This window comes from Streptococcus sp. SG2 (genome assembly GCF_030439925.1).
GTDB lineage: Bacteria > Bacillota > Bacilli > Lactobacillales > Streptococcaceae > Streptococcus > Streptococcus gordonii.
The window spans coordinates 205426-229591 of the sequence record NZ_JAQFJD010000003.1 but is presented as its reverse complement, the minus strand read 5'-3'; the positions used below and the strand labels follow the sequence as shown (position 1 = coordinate 229591).

30 protein-coding genes are annotated in these 24166 nt (G+C 42.1%); 23 read left to right on the top strand and 7 right to left on the bottom strand.

The features are described 5' to 3' along the window. Positions 1-7: 7 nt before the first annotated feature. From PCY09_RS08060 to PCY09_RS08040, 5 genes are all read left to right on the top strand, one after another. Positions 8-706, top strand: a complete 699-nt coding sequence (locus tag PCY09_RS08060) for a response regulator transcription factor (RefSeq protein WP_125397388.1) — start codon at positions 8-10, stop codon at positions 704-706. After that, positions 673-1710: a sensor histidine kinase KdpD gene (locus PCY09_RS08055; protein WP_125397389.1), complete on the top strand. Its 1038-nt coding sequence runs from the start codon at positions 673-675 to the stop codon at positions 1708-1710. The genes PCY09_RS08060 and PCY09_RS08055 overlap by 34 nt, the downstream gene beginning before the upstream one ends. A 296-nt stretch (positions 1711-2006) precedes the next feature. After that, positions 2007-2210: a helix-turn-helix transcriptional regulator gene (locus PCY09_RS08050; protein ID WP_002896748.1), complete on the top strand. Its 204-nt coding sequence runs from the start codon at positions 2007-2009 to the stop codon at positions 2208-2210. Then, positions 2207-2371: a hypothetical protein gene (locus tag PCY09_RS08045; RefSeq protein ID WP_185759708.1), complete on the top strand. Its 165-nt coding sequence runs from the start codon at positions 2207-2209 to the stop codon at positions 2369-2371. The genes PCY09_RS08050 and PCY09_RS08045 overlap by 4 nt, the downstream gene beginning before the upstream one ends. A gap of 9 nt (positions 2372-2380) precedes the next feature. After that, a complete protein-coding gene (locus PCY09_RS08040; protein WP_125397390.1) occupies positions 2381-2815 on the top strand; it encodes a hypothetical protein in 435 nt (144 codons plus the stop codon). Between the two features lie 53 nt (positions 2816-2868). Here the strand turns inward: PCY09_RS08040 and PCY09_RS08035 are convergent, their stop codons facing one another. From PCY09_RS08035 to PCY09_RS08015, 5 genes are all read right to left on the bottom strand, one after another. Then, positions 2869-4353 carry a DUF1846 domain-containing protein gene (locus PCY09_RS08035; protein ID WP_125397399.1) on the bottom strand — a complete coding sequence of 495 codons (1485 nt, stop codon included), beginning with the start codon at positions 4351-4353 and terminating at the stop codon, positions 2869-2871. A 180-nt stretch (positions 4354-4533) separates the two neighbouring features. After that, positions 4534-4929 (bottom strand): single-stranded DNA-binding protein, encoded by a 396-nt coding sequence (locus PCY09_RS08030; RefSeq protein WP_046164720.1) that lies wholly within the window; start codon positions 4927-4929, stop codon positions 4534-4536. A 63-nt stretch (positions 4930-4992) separates the two neighbouring features. Further along, positions 4993-5619, bottom strand: a complete 627-nt coding sequence (gene ytpR, locus PCY09_RS08025; RefSeq protein WP_125397391.1) for a YtpR family tRNA-binding protein — start codon at positions 5617-5619, stop codon at positions 4993-4995. 16 nt (positions 5620-5635) lie between these two features. Continuing rightward, the gene (locus tag PCY09_RS08020; protein WP_046164718.1) at positions 5636-5953 is read right to left on the bottom strand and encodes a thioredoxin family protein; all 318 of its coding nucleotides are present in this window, start codon (positions 5951-5953) and stop codon (positions 5636-5638) included. Next, entirely contained in the window at positions 5953-6237 is a 285-nt protein-coding gene (locus PCY09_RS08015; RefSeq protein ID WP_125397392.1) for a DUF4651 domain-containing protein, read from the bottom strand. The genes PCY09_RS08020 and PCY09_RS08015 overlap by 1 nt, the downstream gene beginning before the upstream one ends. A 180-nt stretch (positions 6238-6417) precedes the next feature. Here PCY09_RS08015 and pepA point away from each other — a divergent pair, with 180 nt between their 5' ends. The 15 genes from pepA (at position 6418) to PCY09_RS07940 (ending at position 21325) form a co-directional block, all read left to right on the top strand. After that, positions 6418-7485: a glutamyl aminopeptidase gene (gene pepA, locus PCY09_RS08010; protein ID WP_125397393.1), complete on the top strand. Its 1068-nt coding sequence runs from the start codon at positions 6418-6420 to the stop codon at positions 7483-7485. Positions 7486-7767: 282 nt separating this feature from the next. Beyond that, positions 7768-8721 carry a substrate-binding domain-containing protein gene (locus PCY09_RS08005; RefSeq protein WP_227250395.1) on the top strand — a complete coding sequence of 318 codons (954 nt, stop codon included), beginning with the start codon at positions 7768-7770 and terminating at the stop codon, positions 8719-8721. Beyond that, on the top strand, positions 8721-10037 hold the full coding sequence (locus PCY09_RS08000) for a sensor histidine kinase (RefSeq protein WP_301556704.1): 1317 nt from the start codon (positions 8721-8723) through the stop codon (positions 10035-10037). The genes PCY09_RS08005 and PCY09_RS08000 overlap by 1 nt, the downstream gene beginning before the upstream one ends. Further along, the gene (locus PCY09_RS07995; RefSeq protein WP_012130913.1) at positions 10030-10713 is read left to right on the top strand and encodes a response regulator transcription factor; all 684 of its coding nucleotides are present in this window, start codon (positions 10030-10032) and stop codon (positions 10711-10713) included. The genes PCY09_RS08000 and PCY09_RS07995 overlap by 8 nt, the downstream gene beginning before the upstream one ends. Then, positions 10710-11993 (top strand): ABC transporter substrate-binding protein, encoded by a 1284-nt coding sequence (locus tag PCY09_RS07990; protein ID WP_061601777.1) that lies wholly within the window; start codon positions 10710-10712, stop codon positions 11991-11993. The genes PCY09_RS07995 and PCY09_RS07990 overlap by 4 nt, the downstream gene beginning before the upstream one ends. Before the next feature lie 215 nt (positions 11994-12208). Next, positions 12209-12646: a PTS sugar transporter subunit IIA gene (locus tag PCY09_RS07985; RefSeq protein WP_060970982.1), complete on the top strand. Its 438-nt coding sequence runs from the start codon at positions 12209-12211 to the stop codon at positions 12644-12646. Positions 12647-12666: 20 nt separating this feature from the next. Beyond that, positions 12667-13161 carry a PTS sugar transporter subunit IIB gene (locus PCY09_RS07980; RefSeq protein WP_008810035.1) on the top strand — a complete coding sequence of 165 codons (495 nt, stop codon included), beginning with the start codon at positions 12667-12669 and terminating at the stop codon, positions 13159-13161. 30 nt (positions 13162-13191) lie between these two features. Then, positions 13192-14043 (top strand): PTS sugar transporter subunit IIC, encoded by an 852-nt coding sequence (locus PCY09_RS07975; protein ID WP_008810034.1) that lies wholly within the window; start codon positions 13192-13194, stop codon positions 14041-14043. Between the two features lies 1 nt (position 14044). Continuing rightward, positions 14045-14875 carry a PTS system mannose/fructose/sorbose family transporter subunit IID gene (locus tag PCY09_RS07970; RefSeq protein ID WP_048777245.1) on the top strand — a complete coding sequence of 277 codons (831 nt, stop codon included), beginning with the start codon at positions 14045-14047 and terminating at the stop codon, positions 14873-14875. Positions 14876-14886: 11 nt separating this feature from the next. After that, positions 14887-15177, top strand: coding sequence for a hypothetical protein (locus tag PCY09_RS07965; RefSeq protein WP_012130909.1), 291 nt, complete (start codon positions 14887-14889; stop codon positions 15175-15177). Positions 15178-15580: 403 nt separating this feature from the next. Then, on the top strand, positions 15581-17554 hold the full coding sequence (locus PCY09_RS07960; RefSeq protein WP_125397395.1) for an ABC transporter substrate binding protein: 1974 nt from the start codon (positions 15581-15583) through the stop codon (positions 17552-17554). After that, positions 17554-18357 (top strand): ABC transporter ATP-binding protein, encoded by an 804-nt coding sequence (locus PCY09_RS07955; protein WP_008810030.1) that lies wholly within the window; start codon positions 17554-17556, stop codon positions 18355-18357. The genes PCY09_RS07960 and PCY09_RS07955 overlap by 1 nt, the downstream gene beginning before the upstream one ends. A 159-nt stretch (positions 18358-18516) precedes the next feature. Beyond that, entirely contained in the window at positions 18517-18798 is a 282-nt protein-coding gene (gene groES, locus PCY09_RS07950) for a co-chaperone GroES (protein WP_045504448.1), read from the top strand. 22 nt (positions 18799-18820) lie between these two features. Further along, a complete protein-coding gene (groL, locus tag PCY09_RS07945) occupies positions 18821-20443 on the top strand; it encodes a chaperonin GroEL (protein WP_045634142.1) in 1623 nt (540 codons plus the stop codon). Positions 20444-20566: 123 nt separating this feature from the next. Beyond that, a complete protein-coding gene (locus PCY09_RS07940; RefSeq protein WP_045634141.1) occupies positions 20567-21325 on the top strand; it encodes an epoxyqueuosine reductase QueH in 759 nt (252 codons plus the stop codon). 95 nt (positions 21326-21420) lie between these two features. On the opposite strand, the gene PCY09_RS07935 is transcribed toward PCY09_RS07940, so the two are convergent. Both PCY09_RS07935 and folE read right to left on the bottom strand, forming a co-directional pair. After that, on the bottom strand, positions 21421-22242 hold the full coding sequence (locus tag PCY09_RS07935) for a PrsW family glutamic-type intramembrane protease (protein ID WP_045773435.1): 822 nt from the start codon (positions 22240-22242) through the stop codon (positions 21421-21423). Between the two features lie 47 nt (positions 22243-22289). After that, on the bottom strand, positions 22290-22853 hold the full coding sequence (gene folE / locus PCY09_RS07930; protein WP_045634139.1) for a GTP cyclohydrolase I FolE: 564 nt from the start codon (positions 22851-22853) through the stop codon (positions 22290-22292). A gap of 212 nt (positions 22854-23065) precedes the next feature. Here folE and rpsF point away from each other — a divergent pair, with 212 nt between their 5' ends. The 3 genes from rpsF to rpsR are packed head-to-tail and all read left to right on the top strand — an operon-like array spanning position 23066 to position 24142. Continuing rightward, entirely contained in the window at positions 23066-23356 is a 291-nt protein-coding gene (gene rpsF / locus PCY09_RS07925) for a 30S ribosomal protein S6 (protein ID WP_002896497.1), read from the top strand. Positions 23357-23372: 16 nt separating this feature from the next. Continuing rightward, a complete protein-coding gene (locus PCY09_RS07920) occupies positions 23373-23864 on the top strand; it encodes a single-stranded DNA-binding protein (RefSeq protein WP_012130902.1) in 492 nt (163 codons plus the stop codon). A gap of 38 nt (positions 23865-23902) precedes the next feature. After that, positions 23903-24142 (top strand): 30S ribosomal protein S18, encoded by a 240-nt coding sequence (gene rpsR / locus PCY09_RS07915; protein WP_000068664.1) that lies wholly within the window; start codon positions 23903-23905, stop codon positions 24140-24142. Positions 24143-24166: the final 24 nt, after the last annotated feature.

Genomic DNA, 24166 nt, shown 5'->3' with positions numbered 1-24166 from the left:
TGCTATAATGGAAATCATGAGACAGTATTGTATTTTGGTGGTTGATGACGACCGGAGCATTTTAAAGCTGGTGAAAAACGTCCTAGAGCTCGATGCTTATGATGTGACGACGCTTGATCGGATAGAAGAGCTAGAGCTGACGGATTTTGTAGGATATGATTTGATTCTGCTAGATGTGATGATGGAGCCTGTTAATGGTTTTGAGCTGTGCTCCTACATTCGTCCTCATCTTTCGTGTCCCATCATATTTTTGACGGCTAAGGAGTTGGAGGCGGACAAGGTGGAAGGGCTCTTTCGTGGGGCAGATGACTATATTGTCAAACCTTTTGGGACCAAAGAATTGCTGGCGCGTGTCAGAGCTCATCTTCGGCGGGAGGAAAGGCGGGAGGAGCGATATTCTGAAATTGCTTCTTGTCAATTTTATCCAGAGCGCTATGAAGTTGCCTGTTTTGGTAAAGTCTTGAAATTTTCAGAGCGAGAGTTTAAGTTACTGCATTTACTTGCTAGCAATTCCAAGCAGATCTTTTCAGCTGAACGCCTGCATACCTTGCTTTACCCAGAAAGCTCAGAAACACAGCTTCGCTCCATCTCAGAGTACGTATACCAGATTCGTCAAAAATGCAAACAAGAAGGGCTGCAAGCAATCGCAACAGTGAGAGGAGTAGGCTATAGATGGCAATTAGAACCCGAAATTTCAAAAGCCTAGTCTGGACAACCAGTTTAAAAATCGTCTTTTTCCATGTTTTGATTTTTGTGCTTATAGGCTATGAATTTACGCAAGGAAGTAATCACGTTCTTTTCACCTTGTTCTTTTGGGCAGGGAGCTTGCTGCTGATTACTTTTTATCATATTTTGAAATTGCTCCGAAAAATCGACAGGGAAATAAAAATGCTAAAGAGCGAGAAGCTTTTAGAAGAAAATCAAAGTCAACTTTTTCGGATTGAGGAAATGCTAGAAGTTTATAGCGATTTACGGAGCAGCCATCAAGAAAATGCTCGTCTTCTAGAAAGAGAGCAGCAGCATAATCAGGAGTTGATTTTACAGCTATCAGCGACATCGCACGATTTGAAAACGCCCCTAACTGTGATTAAGGGGAATGCTGAGCTCTTAGAATTGGCGCAGTTGGGCCAGCCACAGGCAGACTATGCTGCTGAGATTTTGCAGGCCAGTCACAAGATGGAAGAGTATTGCGGCTCTTTGATTGATTACGCTAAGACTTTTCAGATTGATTCTAATCAGTTCAGTCGGCTTTCCTTAGGGAGCTTTTTGGCTTCTCTACAGGACGATTGGGCACTGTTTAGCAAACAAGAAAGCCATCGTTTTTCTCTCCAAGAAGATTGTGATCCTAGCTTAAGTTTGTCTATTCATTTGGACTATCTCAAACGTGCTTTGCTCAATATCTTACTAAATGCACTTGAACATGCTGACCAAGACCAAAAAGAAGTGAAGCTGACGGTATCATTACAACAGGACCAGTTGGTTTTTGCTATCTGGAACAATGGCCCTGTATTTTCAGAGGAGATGCTGCTAGGAGCGGAACAGCTCTTTTACAAGAGTGACCAAAGCCGTAATTCAGCTAATCCCCATCATGGCATCGGCTTAGCCTTTTCTAAGCAGGTAGCTCTCTTGCACGGTGGTCGTCTGACCCTGCTCAATCCAGACCAAGGAGGAGCCTGTGTCGAGTTGACTGTAGCTTTAAAAGACAAATAAAAAGGAAATCAATAAAGATGATAAAAGAGAGTGGGACAGAAATCGGTAATTCGTTAGAATTCGATTTCGTCGTCCCACCTCCGCACAGTTGAGTAGGGCTGTAAAAGCTGATGGAATCAGCGTAGTAGAGCCCACTCAACCACTGCGTCTTGCTCGACAATCCAAAGACAATTGAGAGGCTAGGACTTTTGTCCCAGCCTCTTTTTTTGCCGTTTTCTTCTTGACAAAAGATGTAAAGGAGACTATACTATACTTGAAAAGTGAAGTTTGCTTTACATCGTGAAAAGGAGGCAACCTTGGAAAATCGAATTCAAGAATTACGAAAAAGAAAAAAGCTCAGCCAGGAAGAACTGGCTGAGAAGTTAGAAGTAACTAGACAAACAATTATTTCTTTGGAAAAGGGCCGCTACAATGCTTCGCTCCTTTTGGCTCATAAAATTGCATCCTTTTTCAATTTAAGGATTGAAGAAGTGTTTCTCTTTGAGGAGGATGAATCATGAAATGGACTTATATGCTCAAATGGGGACTAGGTTTTTTAGTAGTCCTTGTCTTAATCTTTCTTCATTTACAGTTCGATTTTATCCCTAAGGAAATCCTGCCTTTTGTGGGAATGTTCCTGATTGTGGTGATGTTGAAAATTTTTCAAGCGTATGAAAAATAGGAGGCCGACATGGAAACATTAACTAAACAAGAATTTCGGAAAAAACTTCAAAGGAAAGTTATCGTGGGACGTATCTTAACTTTTATCATCTTGGTAGGATTGGCCTGGAGCCACTTTCATTCTCTGGATGATAAGCAGGAAGGAGTCATGGTCGGCATACTGCTGGGGCTTTCTTTGATGACTATTCGGTATAATCTTGCCCTAAGACGGGAGGAAAATTTTGAGAAGCTCTACATTCAGGTGACTGATGAGCGCAATCGCATGATTGACGAAAAGACTCGCACTCTACTTTTTAATATTCTTTTGCTGCTGGCAGCATGCTTGAGTGTCCTGTCCATGATTTTCCCAATCATCTTAAGTCTCAATCAGTTTCTGACCGTGACCATTATTCTGGTTTTGGGACTTTACTATCTCTTGCGTTTTATCCTGTCCAAGCGTTATTAAGAAAAAAGCTGGCGACGCCAGCTTTCTAAACAAGCTTTTAACAGAGCTTGTTTTTATTTTCTATAAAGTCGATCATACTGGTAAACGGGGTCCATGGTCACATGGATGCCTAGTTTGCGCAGGACGTTTTTGTCTTCATCAGTCAGAGTGACAGTGGAGTGGGCCTCGCTACCTTTGAGATTACCGAGTTGCTGCATAGCATTTGCTGCATCTTGATTTTCCATGGCTGTGATTGCCAGAGCCATCAAGATTTCGTTTGAGTGGAGGCGAGGATTGCGGCTGCCCAGATGGTTGATTTTTAAGCCTTGGATTGGCTTGACATACTCAGGCTCGATCAGCTTAGTCTCTTTGGCAATATTGGCTAATTTCTTAATAGCATTAATCAATACAGCAGCCGTAGGGCCAAAGAGTTCAGAGGTTTTACCAGTTACTATTTCACCGTTTGGCAATTCCAAGGCCAGAGCTGGCTCGCCAGTGCTTTCAGCCTTATCGCGTGCTATAACTGTTACCTTACGGTCCAGCGGTGTGATGCCCAAGTCGTTCATCAAGAGTTCGATTTTCTTGATAGCAGATTCAGAAACGCGCTCCGCCTTGAAATCCAGAATAGTCTGGTAGTAGCGACGGATGATTTCCTGCTGAGATGCCTCGATAGCTGCATCATTATCTACAATAGCAAAGCCGACCATGTTGACGCCCATGTCCGTTGGAGAAGCATAAGGTGATTTGCCTAGGATGCGCTCCAGCATACGCTTGAGGACTGGGAAAATTTCGATATCACGGTTGTAGTTGACAGTGGTTTCGCCGTAGGTTTGCAAGTGGAAAGGATCGATCATGTTGACATCGTCCAAGTCTGCTGTCGCTGCCTCATAAGCTAAATTGACTGGATGGTGCAGGGGCAGATTCCAAACGGGGAAGGTTTCAAACTTGGCGTAGCCTGACTTGATGCCATTGATTTGGTCATGATACATATTGGACAAGCAAGTTGCTAATTTACCAGAACCAGGACCAGGTGCGGTCACTACGACTAGATTACGGCTGGTTTTGATGTAGTCGTTTTTCCCCATACCTTCAGGAGAGATAATATGGTCCATATCGGTCGGATAGCCCTTGATTGGGTAGTGGATGTAGGAGGCGATACCATTCTTTTCCAGCTGGCTGCGGAAGAGGTCCGCCGCCGGCTGACCGGAATACTGGGTGATGACCACTGAGCCTACATAAATATCCAGCTCGTTAAAGGTATCGATTAGTCGTAGCACTTCCTGGTCATAGGAAATGCCCAAATCACCACGTGCCTTAGAGTGCTCAATGTTGTTGGCGTTGATAGCAATGACAATCTCCACTTGGTCCTTGAGCTCTTTGAGCAGTCTGATTTTATTGTCCGGCTCATAGCCTGGCAGGACACGGGCAGCATGGAAGTCTTCCAGCATTTTACCACCGAATTCCATGTACAATTTGCCCTCAAATTGATTAATGCGCTCCAAGATATGGTCGCGCTGCAGGTTTAAGTATTGTTCAGAATCAAAAGCAATTTTTTTCATTTTCATTTTTACCTCTGCTAAGCATTATAACAAAAAAGAGACATTTTGGGGAGCAAAAGTAGTATTTGAAGATAAATAAAAACAAGCAATCAGAAGAAGAAATTATCAAAATAGAACAATAAAAAAACCAAGGCTATTCAGCCAAGGTTCTTAATAGAAAAGAAAGGAAAAGTGGGAGTTTTAGAAAGGAAGTTCCTCTTCTTCCAAGACTAGGTCAGCCAAATCGGCTCCAGAATTATTTTCACGAATAGCCCGCTGGGCACGACTTTCAAGAAGCTGGAAACCATGTCCAAGGACTTCTGTGACATAGTGAGTCACACCGTCTTTTTCATAACGACGGGTCCGTAGTTCGCCGTCCAGAGAGATCAAGCTTCCTTTGCTGGCATAACTTGCTAGAGTCTCAGCCAATTTGCCCCAAAGGACGATATTGATAAAGTCTGCTTCACGTTCACCATTTTGGTCCTTAAAACGACGGTTAACAGCAATTGTTGCGCGTGTGACAGATTTTTCATTGCTAGTTTTGTGCAATTCTGGTGTGGCCGTCAAACGACCGATAATAATGACTTTATTGTACATATAATTTCCTCCTACTTATTTATTCGTAAGAGAAAGAAAAAAATCGTGAAAATCACGATTTTTTTACCCTTGCCAATGTTTTGCTGGATCAAACGCAGTTCCGACGACTTCAGAGTCGGCTAATTCGATAATGCCACGTTTTTGAGGAGCGTTTGGTAATTGCAATTCACGTGGACTGCACATCATACCATAACTTTTCTCACCCCGTAGTTCACCAGGAAAGATAAGGTTTCCCTTAGGCATCATAGCGCCAGGAAGGGCAACGATAGTTTTGAGACCTACTCGAGCATTGGGGGCACCGGCTACGATTTGAAGAGTCTTATCTGCTGCGACCTGTACTTGACAGATGTTGAGATGGTCACTATCTGGATGAGCAATCATTTCGACGATTTCTCCGACGACAAATTTCGGTTGGAGATCATTGATCAGAGTTTCAGAGAAGCCTTCTTTAGCCAACTCTTGGTTGAGCAAGGCAACCTCTTCATCAGTAAGGAAGATTTGACCACTTTGTTGGATGTCTACAATATCAGATACTTGGAAAATGTTCCAAGCGACGGTTTCGGCTGTATCTTGTCGGAAAATACGAGCAACATTTCCTTTGCGTTCAACAGAAAGTTTTGCATCTTCGTTGTTGGCAACAATCACCATCAAAACATCGCCAACAAATTCTTTGTTATAAGTAAAAATCATTCTTTTCTCCATTTGATTAGTTTAATGACGCTAAAAAATCATTGATTTCAGATTTGGTTTTTCGATTGCGATTGACCAACCGACCTATTTCGTGTCCCTTTTCCAGTACAACCAAACTAGGAATCCCATAGACATCCCAGCGTTTAGCAAGATCGATATAGGCATCGCGGTCTACTTGGATGAAGGTGAAATTTGGATTCCCTGCCTCAATCTCTGGTAGGGAGGGCTGGATGAAACGACAGTCTCCACACCAGTCTGCTGTGAAAAAGAAGACAGTCCTCCCCTCTGACTGAACGTAAGTTGCCAATTCTTCTATATTTTCAGGAATAATCATCATTTTTCCTCATAAGTTAGCTGGCCGTTTTCGTAGACAAAGGTAAAGTGGCGGTCATCTTCAAGGACTACTCCACCAACCAGTTTATCTTCGCTGGACTCATAGAGTTGCACATAGACAGTGGCAATCTGTCCTTGACTAGCAAAGAAGCTACGGACCAGGTGAATAATCTCTTCTCTCTTTTTGGCTAGCTGTTGTTCTTTGACGACTTTTCGCGCGCCCAAGGCAAGACTTCCTGCTCCAAGAAGAGCAGCTGTTGTTAAAATGATTTTTTTAGCTTTCATGACAATATTTTAACACAAAAAAGAAGGGGGAACAATGGCCAAGATAGAAAAGGAGAAATTGACAGGCGAGAGGACTTGATTGAAAATTTTTTACTTGGATATTTCTCCTGTAGAGAGTTAGGCTTTTGCTACCTATCTTTCCCAAAAAGTGATAAAATAGGGGGCAGAAAGAAGGTAAATATGACAGACTTATTTTCAAAAATCAAAGAAGTAACTGAGATTTCTGCAATCTCAGCTCATGAAGGTCCTGTAAGGACTTATTTGCGGGAGAAAATGACTCCGCATGTGGATGAAATGGTGACGGATGGCTTGGGTGGCCTCTTTGGTATCAAGCATTCGAGCCTAGCAGATGCGCCTCGAGTTTTAGTGGCCTCTCATATGGATGAAGTTGGTTTCTTGGTCAGTGAGATTAAGCCAGATGGTACTTTTCGTGTAGTTGAAATCGGTGGCTGGAATCCTCTTGTGGTCAGCAGTCAGCGCTTCAAATTGTTTACTAGAGAAGGTCGGGAAATTCCAGTGATTTCTGGCTCTGTTCCACCTCATTTCCTACGTAGAGCTGGTGGGACACCAACCCTGCCACAAGTAAGCGATATTGTCTTCGACGGTGGATTTGCCAATAAGGAAGAAGCAGAAAGTTTCGGAATTCGTCCAGGAGATGCTATTGTGCCAGATAGCTCAGCTATTTTAACAGCTAATGGTAAAAATGTTATTTCCAAATCTTGGGATAACCGTTACGGGGTTCTCATGGTCAGTGAATTGGCTCAGGCTTTATCAGGACAATCTTTAGGCAATGAGCTATATGTTGGTGCTAACGTCCAAGAAGAAGTTGGTTTGCGTGGAGCTCACGCCTCAACAACTAAATTTGAGCCCGAACTATTCTTTGCTGTAGACTGTTCTCCAGCTGGTGATGTATATGGTGGTCAAGGCGCTATTGGTGACGGAACGCTAATTCGTTTCTTCGACCCTGGTCATCTCATGCTGCCTAATATGAAAGACTTCCTGCTAACTACAGCTGAAGAAGCTGGTATTAAGTACCAATACTATTGTGCAAAAGGTGGAACAGACGCTGGTGCAGCCCATCTCCAAAACGGTGGTGTTCCATCTACAACTATCGGAGTTTGCGCTCGTTATATCCACTCCCATCAAACACTCTATGCAATGGATGACTTCTTACAAGCTCAGGCATTCTTGCAAGCAATTGTAAAGAAGTTAGATCGTTCAACAGTCGATTTGATTAAAAATTACTAAACTGATAATTGTCTTTTGTGATACTGCAATCAGTCAATGAAACCGCTCCGCAGTTACCTGAAGCTCCATGATTCTATTTTGGTCATGGAGCTCTTTTAGTGGGGAAGACTAGATTGGAAGTATAGAAAAATTTTGATTATAGCGATGAAAGGATAGTTGGCTTTTTAGAGCAGATTTTGATTTTTTCTCGCTTTGTAATATAATAATTCTGTATATAAGTGTAGCCTACTAGATAGATTGGGGGTATAAATAGTAGTGAAAACAGAAAAGCAAAGAAGTCATATTCATTTTAAAAATACTTTGTGGCCCCTCTTAGCTCTACTTGTACTGGCTTTATCTTTTGTGTATTTTAAGGGAATTCTTCCGGATCCAAAACAGGTCAAGATTGGGGTGACCTACATGACCATGAATAACGACTTTTACAAGACCTTGAATGCGGAGTTAGAGAAAAAAACTAATCAGCAGGGGAGTCGGCTCTATGTTCGAGACCCTGAGCTGGATGAGGGCAAGCAGAGCCAGCAGATTGACTTTTTCGTCCGAGAAAAGGTAGATGTTATTGTGATTAATCCGGTGAAGAGTAATAGTCCAAGTATCATTTCTTCTCTTCAGAAGGCCAAGAAAGCTGGGATTAAAATCATCGTAGTGGATGCGCCAGTCAGTAAGGAAGTGGCAGTCGATACGACAATTGTTTCAGATAATTACCAAGCTGGTGTTTTAATTGCTAAAGATATGATGAAACGTTTGCCAGCTGCGAATATCCTTCTTTTAGAACATCGAAATGCAGTTTCTGCTATGGACCGCATTCGAGGTTTTGTAGAGACAATAAAAGATCAACCTCGTTACAAGATTGTTTCCCAAAAAGAGACGCTTGGCCAGACTGAAGAAGCAATGCCTCAAGTAAAAAATGCCTTAGACGAAGGAATGGACTTTAATGTGGTCATGGCTCTCAATGATCGGGCAGCGATTGGTGCCCTAGCGGCGATTAAAAATGACGGCTTGAACCGAAAGCTTTCTATTTATGGCGTGGATGGCTCACCAGATATCAAAAACTTTTTGGCTACAACAAACGATATAGAGGGGACTGTAGCCCAATCGCCCATTCAGATGGGACGCAAGGTGGCACAGGTAATTGAGCTGATGCAGGAGGGGAAATCCTACGACAGCCAATATCTGATTCCAGTTCATCTGGTTAATAGGGATAATATCAGTCAATACACAGTTACAGGGTGGCAATAATGAGACCTCAAAAAAGTATATTTTACAGCAAAATAGCCCTGATGGTCATCAATCTGGTTGCCATTGTCTATAATGCTTCTATCTATCTCTTTGCGACCAACTATGTAGCGGCTAAGGGCTTCAGTCACTCGCTCTTGGAGCGTTTGGATGCCATTCCGGGCTCTCCCAGCTTGATTTTTTGGGTATCAATTAGCTTGTATGCCTGCCTGCTCTTGGTCATGTACTATCGCGAGCGCCACCCTAATCAGCTGTCCGTCTATGACAAGGCGACTATTATTGAAATCCTGCTCATGCTGGTCATCTTTTCCGTCTTGCACTCGTCCTACAATGGCTTGATTCTCTTGGTGTTTGCGGATATTTTCTATGGTTCTAAGGAGTTCAATGCTTCTAAAGACAAGAAGTACTGGTTTTCTTTCATTATTTTGAGCTTTGGCATGCTGCTCTTGTCCAACTATGACCTCATGTCGCTCTTTATCAAGCTGCCTTCTCTAGATACCTATATTCGTTTTTACCCAGAGTCTGTTCGGCTGTTACTGCTTTTTGGCAAGAACTTTCTCTACTCCCTCAATATCGTCGTCTTTATGATTTCCTTGCTCTTCTATATCTTGTCGGCTATTACGGAGCGTCATCGGATTGAGGAAGAGCTGCGCATGGCTTCTCAGGCCAATCGCGAGTTGAACTCTTATCTGGCCTTGTCCGAAAAAATAGCAGAAGACCGAGAGCGGAAGCGGATTGCCAGAGAAATTCATGATACATTGGGCCATGCCCTGACAGGAATTTCAGCGGGTATTGATGCGGTCAAGGTCTTGGTCGATATTGATACCAACCGAGCTAAGGAGCAACTCAATAATGTTTCAGTCGTTGTTCGAGACGGTATCCGTGATGTCCGAGGCTCGCTCAACAAAATGCGGCCGGGAGCTCTGGAAAACAACACTTTGAAGGAAGCTCTGATTAAGATTATCCGCGAGTATGAAGCCATCTCCAACTTGGAGATTCATCTCCGCTACGAATGGGATAATATTGACTTGGATATTGCAAAGGAAGACATTGTGTTTCGGGTGATTCAGGAGTCTATTACCAACTCTGTCCGCCACGGCCATGCCAAGACCATCTGTATTGAGCTACTGGAGGAAGAAGAAGCTTATGTAATGACCATTCAGGATGATGGTATTGGTTTTGATGAACTCCACTATGGCTATGGCTTCAAGCAGATGCAGGAGCGCCTAATGATTATTGGCGGAAGCGTTCACTTTGAAAATCGGGACGGTTTCTACACACATATCGAAATCCCAAAAATAGGAGGAAGACATGATTAAGGTTTTAATAGCAGACGATCAGGCCTTGATTCGCGAGTCTCTGCAAATCATCCTGTCAGCCCACGCAGATATTGAGGTTGTCGGGACAGTTGGAGACGGCAAGGAAGTGCTGGAAAAGCTTCATCGGGTACGCCCAGATGTGATTTTGATGGATATTCGCATGCCAGTCATGGACGGTGTTCTCTGTACCAAGGCTGTCAAGGAGCAGTATCCAGATGTTAAGATTATCATTCTGACGACCTTTGATGACGATGAATTTATCTTCTCCGCTCTCAAATACGGTGCGTCTGGTTATATCCTCAAAGGGGTTTCGACAGAAGAGCTTCACGAAGCCATTCAGACAGTCTATCGGGGCGGAGCTATGATCAATCCCAATATTGCCACCAAGGTCTTCAAAATCTTTTCACAGATGGCCCAGTCCAACTTTGCTATCACGGTGACTGAGGAAAATGTTGAGGATATGAGTCGGACAGAGTGGAAGATTATCCAGCAGATTGGCTTTGGGATTTCTAATAAAGAAATTGCTGCCAAGCTTTTTCTATCAGAAGGGACAGTCCGAAATTATCTGTCAGGTATCTTAGCCAAGCTCAACTTGCGTGACCGCACCCAGCTGGCTATCTGGGCTGTTCAGACTGGGGTTACCCAGAGAGATTTTAGTAAGGAAAGCGACAAATGAAGTGGAGATTGAGACATTTGGCCCTGCTGGTTGTCCTGATCATATCTGTTGCCCTAGCTTTTGTATTTTGGGCTTCAGCTCAGGAAAAAGTCCTGCGTATCGGCGTCTATGCTGGCTCCAGCTGGGATGTACCTAACAGCCGCGAAAACAGGGTCTTGGACAGCTTGATTAAAAAATTTGAAAAGACGCATCCTCATGTCAAAGTCGTCTATGAAAGCGGGATTCCCAAGGATGATTACGCCGACTGGCTGGCAGAGCAAGTCTTGAAAGGCGAGCAACCGGATCTCTTTATGGTACCGGAAAACGACTTTAGCGTGTTGGCTTCGACTGGCGCTCTCAAATCCTTGGACACCCTCTTACGGGATGATGAGCGAAAGGCATTTTATCCGGTGGCTTATGAAGCTGGGCAATATCAGGGAGTCAGCTATGCTCTTCCAGTTGAGAGCAATCCTATCATGATGTGTGTCAATAAAGACTTGCTTGAAAAAGAAGGAATTAGCATTCCTGAGTCAGGCTGGACTTTAGAGGATTTCTATGAGATTTGCAAGAAAGTAACCAAAGACACCAATGGCGATGGTGTGGTGGATCAGTACGGTATAACAGATTACACTTGGCAGCAAGCTCTGGTAGCTTATGGTGGGCATCTGACAAATAAATATGGTATCAATGTAGACAGCTCAGAGATGCACCAAGCCCTGTCCTTTATGAGCAAATTAGATATGCTCAGTCGGCACTATAAGGTGACTTCTAATGACTTTGATGAGGGAAGGGTGGCCTTCTATCCTATGAGTCTGGCCCAGTATCGGACCTACAAACCCTATCCTTATCATGTTTCCAAATATTCTAGCTTTTCTTGGACCTGTATCCCGATGCCTACAGCCAACAATCAGGTGATGGGAACACAGGTCAAGACCTCGCTCTTTGCCATGTCTTCTAATACCAGTCAAGAAAAACTGGCATGGGAATTTATGCTTTTGTTGTCGCAGGATAAAGAAAGCCAACAGGCTCTATTTGAGAAATCTCAAGGGACTTCGGTCTTACCATCTGTAGTGAAAAGTCAGCAGTCTAGAGAAATCCTACAAGCAGATGATTTTGGCTTGGATTCTTTGACTTCTGAGAGGTTGGATCGCATGATGAATCGCTCTATCATTGATATCAGTCTAGAAGTAGATCAACATACGATGGAGCGGATGGACTATCTGATTCAAAATGCGATGCAGAATCAAGAGATTGATAGTGCCCTACCTAGTATTCAAAAGGAAATAGAAAGCGGAAAATAATCTGCTTTCTTTTTTGCATTTCAATCACAGAATAAACAAAGTTGACTAGACCAATATGACAATTGTCATATTCTTCCTAACAAATGTCATCTAACTAAAGTGACATTTGACAATATGAAACCGGTTCCACAACCTGTAAAATAAAATCATAAAGAAACCTTCGTCATTTAAAGTCTGAATTGGCTAAGAAGTAGAAGGATAAGGAGGCAGGGAAGATGAAATATCTTGTATTGGTCAGCCATGGTGGCTTGGCCGAAGGGGTGCAAAGTTCTTTAGGAATGTTTGCCGGCGACAAGACAGATCAAGTGATTGCTGTTGGTCTAAAAGCAGGTAAGTCAGTAGACGATTTTGCCTTGGAGTTTCGTCAAGCTTTAGCGGGCTTAGCTGGGGAAGATCAGGTTCTTGTGTTGGCAGATATTGTTGGGGGAAGCCCTCTTACTACTGCCTGCAATGTCTTAGCTGAACTTGGGAAACTAGACACAGCAGTTGTCCTAGGTGGCTTAAACCTGACCATGGCTTTAACAGGGCTAGTGATGAAAGATATGTTAGAAGGCAAAGAACTAGCTACGACCATTCTTTCAGAAGCTTCAGCTGCTCTTCAAGAATTCGAAGTCGCAACCGATAGTGACGAAGAAGATGACGACGATATTTAAATACTTAAAGGAGATTTATCATGACAATTTCATTTGTACGGATTGATGACCGCATGATCCACGGTCAGACAGTTACTCGCTGGGCTAAGGAATATCCTTGTGATGGCTTAATTGCGGTCAATGATGCAGCTGCAGGGAATGCCGTGTTAAAACAGGCTTATAAAGCTGCTTCAGATAAGAAAACTTTTGTTTGGACTAAGGAAGCTTTCAAAGAAAAATCACAAAAGGTCTTGGATTCAGATAGTCGCTATTTCTTAATCACAAAGAATCCAATTGATATGAAAGAAATTTTAGTAGACCAAGGCTTTGTTCCAGCTGATGTTAAAGAAATTATCGTCGGCCCTGCTAATGATCGCCCAGGAGCAACGAAACTAGGAAACAATCAGTCCATTACTCAGGAAGAAGCAGAGGCAATTGAAGCAATTGAAAAGGCTGGTTATAAGGTGAAATTCCAATTGTTGCCAGATGTTTCCATCGGCTACTGGAGTGATTTCAAGTCTAAATTTGGTTTTTAATAATACTATAAGCATTAAAGGAGGCTTATTATGACAATTTCTTGGTTACAGGCCGCTTTGCTGGGATTGTTTGCGTGTTTGTCATCCATGCCTGGTCTAGGTGGTACATCAATTGGTAACTATACTCTGGGACGCCCGCTTGTTGGTGGACTTGTTTCAGGGCTTATCTTAGGGGATATTAAACTAGGGATAGTCTGTGGGGTTGCCATGCAATTGGTTTATATTGCCCTGGTTACTCCTGGTGGTACTGTTTCAGCAGACGTTCGTGCGGTTTCTTATATCGGTATTCCGCTAGCGATGGTAGCTATTACGACACAAGGCTTAGCCCTCGATTCTTCAGATGCAGCAAACTTGGCTAAATCAATGGGAACTTTGGTAGGGACAGTTGGTACCGTTCTATTTTATGGTACAGCAACAATGAACTTGCTCTGGCAACATATTGGTTGGAAAGCTGTTGAAAAGGGAGAATTTAAACGTTTATACGCAGTAGACTGGGGCTTCCCATGGATTTCACACATTGTCTTCTCCTTCTTGCCAACTCTAATCATGTGTAAATTAGGGGCAGATGCAGTTACAGCTTTGAAATCAGCCCTTCCTTTGGATGGAATTCCAATGAAAACCCTCTTTACAGTGGGCTCACTCCTTCCATGTGTCGGAATCGCTATTTTGTTAAAACAAATTGTTGAAAAAGCTGTCGACTTTATTCCTTTCTTTGTCGGTTTTACTCTTGCAGCTTCTCTAGGATTAAATCTAGTTTCTTGTGCAGTCATTTCATTGATTTTCGCTGTTCTATTCTATGAAATTCAAATGGCTAAAAACGTCAGAGCTCAAGCAGTAGCAAGTACAGGCGTGATTGATGACGATGATGAGGAGGATATCTAAAATGGCAAAATTAACGAAAAAAACATTAGGAAAATCTTTCCATCATTGGTACTATGGTAACTTGACCTGCTTCTCACAAGAGCACATGCAGACTTTTGGTTATCTTGCGTCTATGCTACCAATTGTGGAAGAACTTTATCCGAAAAAAGAAGATCAAGCAAAGGCAATGCATACTTATACAGCCTTCTTCAATACTGAACCTCAGCTAGGTGCCTTGATTGTCGGAATTACAGCAGGGCTCGAAGAAGCGCGTGCAAATGGTGCTGACGGAGTGGATGATGAAACAATCAATGGACTTCGTGCTGGTTTGATGGGACCTGTTGCTGGTATTGGTGACTCACTGATTGTTGGGACCCTGATCCCGATTATCTTGGGGATAGCCCTTGGTTTGTCAAATGGAGGATCTCCACTAGGTGCTATCTTCTATATCGTTGTCTGGAACTTGCTAGCTTACTTCGGTATGAAATTTGCCTATTTTAAAGGATACGAACTGGGCGACAAAGCGGTTGAATTTCTTGTTGGCCCTCAAGGACAAGCTATCCGTAAATCTGTATCTATCATTGGTGGTATGGTTATTGGTGCGGTAGCAGCTACTTGGGTGCCTGTTAAAACAGCTTTCCAATTAAAAGACTCATCCGGAAAAGCATTCTTGGTTCTGCAAGATCAATTAGACGGAGTTTATCCAGGACTTTTGACTGCATTATTTATCGTCTTTTGCTGGTGGTTAATGGCTAAGAAAAATCTATCTCCAATCAAAGTGATGCTACTTCTTGTAGTTGTTGCATTTATTGGTGTATTACTTGGCTTCTTTAATCCAGGTTTGAAATATTAAAAGGAGAAATCATGACAGAACAAGAATTGATTCAAGGCTATGAAACAGAAATTCACTATCAAAAACATATGATTGAAAATCTAGGACGTTGGTTTAGTCTCTTCTTTACCATTGCGAGTATCGGTCTTGTTCTGATTTATTTCTTCCGCCAAACCAATATGATTCTTTTCATTGTTGGAATTATCCTAGCAGTGATAGGCATTCTTGCCATGTTAGTATTTGGTTATGGTATCTATAAAGGCCGACTCAATCTTCAAAAAGTCATTGATGATTTTGAAGCTAAAATTCAAATAAAATATTAAGCTAGATGCCCCTGATAAAAAGATTATCGGGGGTTGATTATTAAAAATTTTCAGAAATTTTCTAAAAAAGTCTTGACATTGTCTGAAATTAAGGGTATAGTATTAAACAATAAAAACAAGGAGAAATAAAATGGTTAAACAAACGTCATCACAGACAATTAAATTAAATACCTACTTTTACTTTAGTTTCTTTAGATAGACGTTTGTAGCTTCATAGATACAAACGTTCCCCGTTTGTATCTATGAAGCTAAAGCATTTTATGATGAATCCAGCTGATTAGATATCTTTTCTAACTGACTGGATTAAAGTGGATGATTGATTTCATCTATATCAGCACTTAAAAGCCAGTTAGAATAAAATCTAATTGGCTTTTTGTTTTTGAAAAAAATTAAGGAGCATGATATGAAAAAAACACTACTTTCCTTGGTTAGTTTGGCGATGGCCTTACTTCTTGTAGCAGGATGCAGTTCTTCAAAGAAGTCGGAAAAACAGGTCCATATTGGGATTCTTCAATATGTGGAGCATGAGTCCCTGACAGCTGCTCGAAAAGGCTTTGAGAATGAGTTGAAAGATCAAGGGTATATTGATGGTAAGAATATCAAGATTGACTACCAGAATGCCCAAGGGGACCAGTCCAATCTCCAAACGATTTCAACGAGTCTACTTTCTAAGAATGACTTGGTTCTAGGGATTGCAACACCAGCAGCCCAATCATTAGTCAATCTATCGACTGATACCCCTATTCTCTTTACGGCGATTACAGATCCTGTCTCTGCAAAGCTTGTGAAGTCTATGGACAAGGTTGGCGGTCTAGCAACTGGTACCAGTGACCGAGTTTCTGCAAAGAAACAAGTGGCACTGCTGAAAAAAGTCATGCCCAATCTGAAAAAAGTTGGGATTATGTACACGACCAATGAACGAAATTCAGAGATTCAAGTGCAAGAGGCTGAAGTAGCATTTAAAGAAGCTGGTATTGAAACGGTTGTCAAGGGAATTTCCTCTACTAATGATGTGCAAGATACCACAAAGAGCTTGATGAGTCAGACAGAAGCCCTCTTTATTCCAGCTGATAATACCATCGTTTCAGCGATTACCTTGGTGACAGACTTATCTAAAGAAATGAAGGTGCCTGTAGTGGGTGGTTCTGTTGATGTGGTAGATGATGGGGTGCTCTTTACCTACGGAGCTGATTTTGAAGCTTTGGGTCGCCAAACTGCTAAAATGGCTATTCGAATTATGAATGGAGAAAAGGTCGATGATATTTCAGCTGAAGATCCTGAGACGCTGAAGGCAGTCGCTAATAAAGAAATGGCTCAACTTCTAGGGATTGACATCAGCGCCATTGAGCAAGAGGAGCAGGCAAATGCTCAAGCGAAAAAAACAACTCAGAAAAGCTCTTCTACTAAAAATACTGCAAATCCGAAAGTGAATTCTCTTTCTAAATCCAAGTCGTCTGATTCATCTGGTGGTCTTCTAGATATTGTACTCTCTGCTCTATCTCAAGGTTTGCTCTGGTCTATTATGGCTATTGGAGTCTTCATTACCTTCCGGATTTTAGATATTGCAGACCTGACTGCAGAAGGATCCTTCCCACTTGGTGCAGCAACTACAGCCATTTTGATTATGAAAGGCCTGAATCCTCTTCTAGCCACCATTGGCGGTTTCATTGCTGGAATGCTGGCGGGGGCAGTGTCTGGTTTTCTACATACCAAGATGAAGATTCCAGCTCTTCTGACTGGGATTATCACCCTGACTGCCCTTTACTCTGTTAACTTACTTGTACTAGGAAGTTCTAATCTTTCTCTTTCTGGGCAAAAGACCCTGGTAACTATGATGACAAGTTTACTTAGTCTATCCAAGACTGCTTCTGTCATTGTATTAGGGCTTGCTTTCGTTGCCTTTGTTATCTTACTTTTAATTGTCCTACTCAATACCCAGCTTGGCTTAGCTTTGCGGGCGACCGGAGATAATTTGACTATGGGTGCAGCCAATGGAATTAAAGTTGACCGTATCAAAATTTTAGGTTATATGCTTTCAAATGGATTAATTGCCCTTGCTGGTTCCCTTTTAGCTCAAAATAATGGCTACGCGGATATGAATATGGGAACAGGAACTATTGTAAATGGCTTGGCATCGATTATCTTGGCCGAAGTCATCGTTAAATACCTTCCGCTTGGAAAACGTCTCTGGTCCATTGTGGTCGGATCCATCCTATATCGTTTAGTTCTAGTCGTTATTCTGGCTATGAATGTGGATGCTCAAATGCTTAAATTAGCCTCAGCTATTCTTCTTGCTCTCATTCTTTACGTCCCAGAAATTCGTCAAAAATTGCAGATTAAAGCAAACAAAACCTTAACACCAGGAGGTGACAGCTAATGCCTTTATTAACATTAACCAATATTCATAAGACCTTTGAAAAAGGAACAATCAATGAGAATCCTGTTCTCCGAGGCTTGGATCTTGAAATCGAACAGGGAGACTTTATTTCCGTAATTGGTGGGAATGGAGCAGGGAAATCAACCTTGATGAACTCTATCGCAGGTGTCGTAGAGATTGACGATGGAGATATCTTGCTTGATGGCCAGTCTATCAGAAAGTCTTCAGTAGCTGATCGATCGAAAAGTATTAGTCGAGTTTTTCAAGACCCGCGGATGGGGACAGCCACCAATTTAACGATAGAAGAAAACATGGCCATTGCCTACCGTCGTGGGAAGAAGCGGAGTTTTTTCAAACGCTCGATTACGGAAGAAGAACGCCAAATCTTTAAGGGTGCACTGGAACATCTCGGCCTAGGTCTCGAAAATAGGATGAAGACGGATGCTAATTTCTTATCTGGAGGTCAAAGACAGGCTTTGACTCTTTCGATGGCGACCCTAGTTCGACCTAAGGTTCTCTTGCTGGACGAACATACCGCAGCTCTCGATCCTAAAACAAGTGATATGGTGATGAACTTAACGAAAAAAGTAGTAGAAGAGCAGAAACTAACAACCCTCATGGTCACTCATAACATGGAACACGCCATTGAGTATGGTAATCGCTTGATTATGCTCTATCATGGGAAGATTGTCGTGGATGTGAAGGGTGAAGAAAAGGAAAATCTAACGGTAGCTCAGCTCATGGATCTCTTCCATAAAAACAGTGGTCAAGTACTGAATGATGATGCTCTAGTCCTAGGATAAGACAAAAAAACTGACTGGTTTCTCTAGTCAGTTTTTTAAGTTCTTTGAAGAAAAAATAGTATTTTTTTCTTGACTATTTTTGACCAAGTGATAAAATAATAACTATAGATTAGCACTCGGTATACGAGAGTGCTAAAATTCAATCTCAGGAGGGATACTATGTTAAAACCATTAGGTGACCGAGTGGTCCTAAAAATAGAAGAAAAAGAAGAGAAAGTTGGCGGTTTTGTTATCGCTGGTAACAGTCATGCAGCGACTAAGACAGCCGCAGTTGTAGCAGTTGGCCAAGGAGTTCGTACCTTGACCGGTGAATTGGTAGCACCATCTGTCAAAGCTGGAGACAAGGTTCTTGTTGAAAGTCACGCAGGAGTAGAAGTGAAAGACGGTGAAGAAACCTACCTTCTAGTCAGCGAAGCCAATATTCTAGCAATAGTTGAGTAAGATTAGGAAAGAGGGATAAAAAATGGCAAAAGACATTAAATTTTCAGCAGATGCAAGAAGTGCAATGGTACGCGGGGTCGATATTTTAGCGGATACAGTCAAAGTAACCTTGGGACCTAAAGGTCGCAATGTTGTTTTGGAAAAATCTTTTGGTTCTCCCCTTATCACCAATGACGGTGTGACCATCGCTAAAGAAATTGAATTGGAAGACCACTTTGAAAACATGGGCGCTAAATTGGTTTCAGAAGTTGCTTCTAAAACCAACGATATCGCAGGTGACGGAACAACAACAGCAACTGTTTTAACGCAGGCTATCGTTCGCGAAGGAATCAAAAACGTGACTGCCGGTGCCAATCCAATCGGTATCCGTCGTGGGATCGAAGCAGCCGTTGCAACAGCTGTTGAAGCTCTAAAAGAAACTGCTATTCCAGTTTCTAACAAAGAAGCGATTGCTCAGGTTGCTGCTGTTTCTTCTCGTAGCGAGAAAGTTGGTGAATACATTTCTGAGGCTATGGAAAAAGTTGGCAACGACGGGGTTATCACTATCGAAGAGTCCAAAGGGATGGAAACTGAGCTGGATGTCGTAGAAGGAATGCAGTTTGACCGTGGTTATCTGTCTCAATACATGGTAACAGACAGTGAAAAAATGGTAGCTGATCTGGACAACCCTTATATTTTGATTACAGACAAGAAAATTTCTAACATTCAAGAAATTCTGCCATTGTTGGAAAGCATCTTGAAAACCAACCGTCCGCTTTTGATCATTGCAGATGATGTAGATGGCGAAGCTCTGCCAACGCTTGTTCTTAACAAGATTCGTGGGACTTTCAACGTTGTAGCTGTCAAAGCACCAGGCTTTGGTGATCGTCGTAAGGCTATGTTGGAAGATATTGCCATCTTGACAGGTGGAACAGTCATTACAGAAGATCTCGGATTGGAACTCAAGGATGCGACCATTGAAGCACTTGGACAAGCATCTAAAGTCACTGTTGACAAGGACAGTACTGTAATTGTAGAAGGTTCTGGAAATCCTGAAGCTATTGCTAACCGTGTAGCTGTTATCAAATCTCAAATTGAAAGTGCAACTTCAGAATTTGACAAGGAAAAACTTCAAGAGCGTCTGGCTAAATTGTCTGGTGGTGTAGCTGTGATTAAGGTTGGAGCTGCCACAGAAACAGAACTCAAGGAAATGAAACTCCGCATCGAAGATGCCCTTAATGCAACCCGTGCCGCAGTAGAAGAAGGAATCGTATCCGGTGGTGGTACAGCCTTTGTTAGCGTTTTAGATGCAGTTGCTGGTCTCGAATTAACAGGAGATGAAGCGACAGGTCGTAATATTGTTCTCCGTGCCTTAGAAGAGCCTGTCCGTCAAATCGCTTTCAATGCAGGCTTTGAAGGTTCAATTGTCATCGACCGTCTGAAAAACTCTGAAGCTGGTACAGGTTTCAATGCAGCAACTGGCGAATGGGTTAACATGATTGAAGCTGGAATCATTGACCCAGTTAAGGTGACTCGTTCAGCCTTGCAAAATGCGGCTTCTGTTGCTAGCTTGATCTTGACAACCGAAGCAGTAGTAGCGAATCAACCAGAGCCAGCTAGTCCAGCACCAGCCATGGATCCAAGCATGATGGGCGGCATGATGTAATACAAAAAGATAGTGAGGACTGAGATGAAAATCTCAGTCTTTTTATTCTAGAATCATTTTAATCAAGATTGTTTGAGTCAATTTTCTATGGTAAAATAGAATGAGAAACTAAAGGAGCGGCTTATGATTGATGTAGAAGAAATTTTGAGCAAGATGAATCCCAATCAGAAGATTAACTATGACCGTGTCATGCAGAAAATGGTTCAGGATTGGGAAAAGGATCAGAAACGCCCGACCATTCTTATGCATACTTGTTGTGCCCCTTGCTCGACCTATACCCTAGAATATCTCAGTCAATATGCGGATGTAACAATTTACTTTGCCAACTCCAATATTCATCCTAAGGCGGAGTATCAGAGACGAGCTTATGTGACTCAAAAGTTTGTCAGTGACTTCAATGAGAAAACAGGCTACACAGTTCAGTATTTAGAAGCCCCTTATGCACCTCAGGAATTTTTCCGAAAAGTTCATGGTTTGGAGGATGAACCTGAAGGAGGCGATCGTTGCAAGGTTTGCTATGACTATCGTTTAGATAAAACTGCTGAGGTAGCGGTAGAACTTGGTTTTGATTATTTTGGAAGCGCATTGACGATTAGTCCTCATAAAAATTCTCAGACCATTAATAGTGTCGGTATTGAGGTGCAAAAGGTCTATGCGACTCATTATTTGCCGAGTGATTTTAAGAAAAATCAAGGTTATAAACGCTCCGTGGAGATGTGCGAGGAATATGATATTTATCGCCAGTGCTATTGTGGCTGTGTTTTTGGTGCTCAAGACCAGGGAATCGACCTAGTAAAAGTAAAGAAGGAAGCTGCGGCCTTTATGACGGGCAAGGATTTAGAAAAGGACTACTCTCATATCAAGTTCACAGTGATAGATTAGTTCTTGATAGACTCATAGTCTGTGGCCTATAAAAAAAGAACTGCTCTAAGATAGATTGTTCTGTCTTGGGGCAGTTCTTTTAACTATGTAAGTGTTTAAAAATGTAAACTTGGCTGATCATTATCCAATCGCGTAGCTGTTTGGTAGGCTAAGAAGAAGGTAAAAATAGCTAGGGCAGATAGGATGGGTCTTACAAGCGGTATTTCGGTTTCAATAGCTGAAAACGGTGAGTTCCAGATAAAATGTAGGATAAAAGCCGCTAGGAAGTAGATAAGTCCTGTTTTGAAGTTGCTAGCATTCTTTTTGCGATAGCGAATCATCAAGGTCAAGCCGAAAGCAGTCAAGCCTGTGTAGAGCCAATGTGAGGCGATTGAGCCAACCACGCGTCCCAAAATTCCTGAGATAGCGAAAGAGAAGCCTTCTGACATATCAGATAAGATATAAGAGAAGTCCTCACTGATTTGGAAACCAAATCCCGCTACAATTCCTAGAAGTAAGATAGACTTCAAGTTTTTTACAGGAACTAAGTAGAGAGCAAAGGCTACACCGATCAATTTGAGAGGCTCTTCGACAAGTGGCGCTACGATAGCACTTTCTAAATCATTAATAAAAGAAATAGATAAAGTAGAAACACCGTCATGGATATAAGTGTTGGCAAGACCAGAAGTCCATCCCGCGATGAATAGCCCGCCCAAGAAGGCGATGATTAAGCTGGCAAGTGGAGTCTTCCATTTTTTTTGAACGTGTAAAATGATTAAGCTAGCTGGAACGATATAAAGCAAGGCTAATAAGGCAGCCAGTCCAATAATGCCGTATGCTTTGCCGGATAATTCGCCTAGAGTATAGGTCTTTGTTTCGTACTCGATTCCAATACAGATTAGAGCCAGAAATAGGAGAAATACTAATTTTTTCTTCATAAACTTCTTTCTAAGGTGAGCATAATGTGTTGAGTGATAAGAGGGAATTAGTCGTGATGAATCATGGACAAGATTTCCTGTCTCTGATGAACATTTTCTTTGTAAATTCCTTTTGCAACAGTCGTGACAGTCTTACTACCAGGTTTTTTGATTCCTCGCATAGTCATGCACATATGTTCAGCTTCAACCATGACAAATACACCCTCGGGTGACAAAGCTTCATCTAAGGCCGTTGCAATTTGGGCAGTAAGGCGTTCTTGTAGTTGAGGACGTTTGCTAGCCACTTCAACTGCACGGGCTAATTTGCTCAGCCCGGTGACTTTGCCATTGCTTGGTAGGTAGGCGACATGAGCAACACCATAAAAAGGTAAGAGATGATGTTCACACATGGAATGAAATGGAATATCTTTTACAAGAACGACTTCTTCATGACCTTCCGAAAATACAGCAGTAAATTCATCCTTAGGATCTCGACCAAGCCCAGAAAAGACTTCCTGATACATTTTAGCTACTCGCTTTGGTGTGTCAAGCAACCCTTCACGGTCAGGATTTTCCCCAACTAATTCTAATAGTTGGTAAACAGTCTCTTGCAATTTTTCAAAATCAGACATAAAAAACTCCTCATTAGTCAAACTAGTCCTATTATATCGGAAAGAAACAGGGCCGTCAAATACTTGAGCAGTATCAGAACACCTCGTTCACGAAGTTTTAAAGAATTTCCTTGCTATTTCATAGAGAATCTAGTATAATAGTTATTCGTGAGAAAACCTCACTTACCCCTTGCAAAGTCTTGGGGTCATTAGACCAAAAGGAGGAAAAATCAATGGCTAAATACGAAATTCTTTATATTATTCGTCCAAACATTGAAGAAGAAGCTAAAAACGCTTTGGTAGCACGCTTTGACTCTATCTTGACTGACAACGGTGCAACTGTTGTTGAATCAAAAGATTGGGAAAAACGTCGTCTTGCATACGAAATCCAAGATTTCCGTGAAGGACTTTACCACATCGTTAACGTTGAAGCAAACGACGATGCAGCTCTTAAAGAGTTTGACCGTCTTTCAAAAATCAACGCTGACATTCTTCGTCACATGATCGTCAAACTTGACGCTTAATTAAGAAGGTAGATTCATGATAAATAACGTTGTACTTGTAGGTCGCATGACCCGCGATGCTGAACTACGCTATACACCACAAAACCAAGCGGTTGCAACATTTACATTGGCTGTTAATCGAAACTTTAAAAACCATAATGGTGAAAGAGAAGCAGACTTTATCAATGTTGTCATTTGGCGTCAGCAGGCAGAAAATCTTGCAAACTGGGCTAAAAAAGGTGCTCTAGTTGGAATTACAGGTCGTATTCAGACTCGTAATTATGAAAATCAGCAAGGTCAACGTGTCTACGTCACTGAGGTCGTTGCAGATAACTTCCAACTATTGGAAAGTCGTACAAGCCGTGAAGGCCAGTCTGGAGGTTATACTCCAAATAACTTTGGCGGTAATGCAGCACCAAGCTTCGGAGGCGCTGACTCGTCTCACCAAGTACCGAATTTTTCTCGTGATGAGAATCCATTTGGTAATTCAAATCCAATGGATATCTCAGATGATGATCTGCCATTTTAATTGGACAAACTAGAACTATAATATAAAGGAGAAAACACATGGCTCAACAACGTCGTGGCGGATTCAAACGCCGTAAAAAAGTTGATTATATCGCAGCGAACAAAATTGAATATGTTGATTACAAAGATACTGAGCTTCTTAGCCGTTTCGTTTCAGAACGTGGGAAAATCCTTCCTCGTCGTGTAACAGGAACTTCAGCTAAAAACCAACGTAAAGTAACAACAGCCATCAAACGTGCTCGCGTAATGGCTTTGATGCCTTTCGTAAATGAAGACTAATTTGATTAACAGCAGGCTCTGACC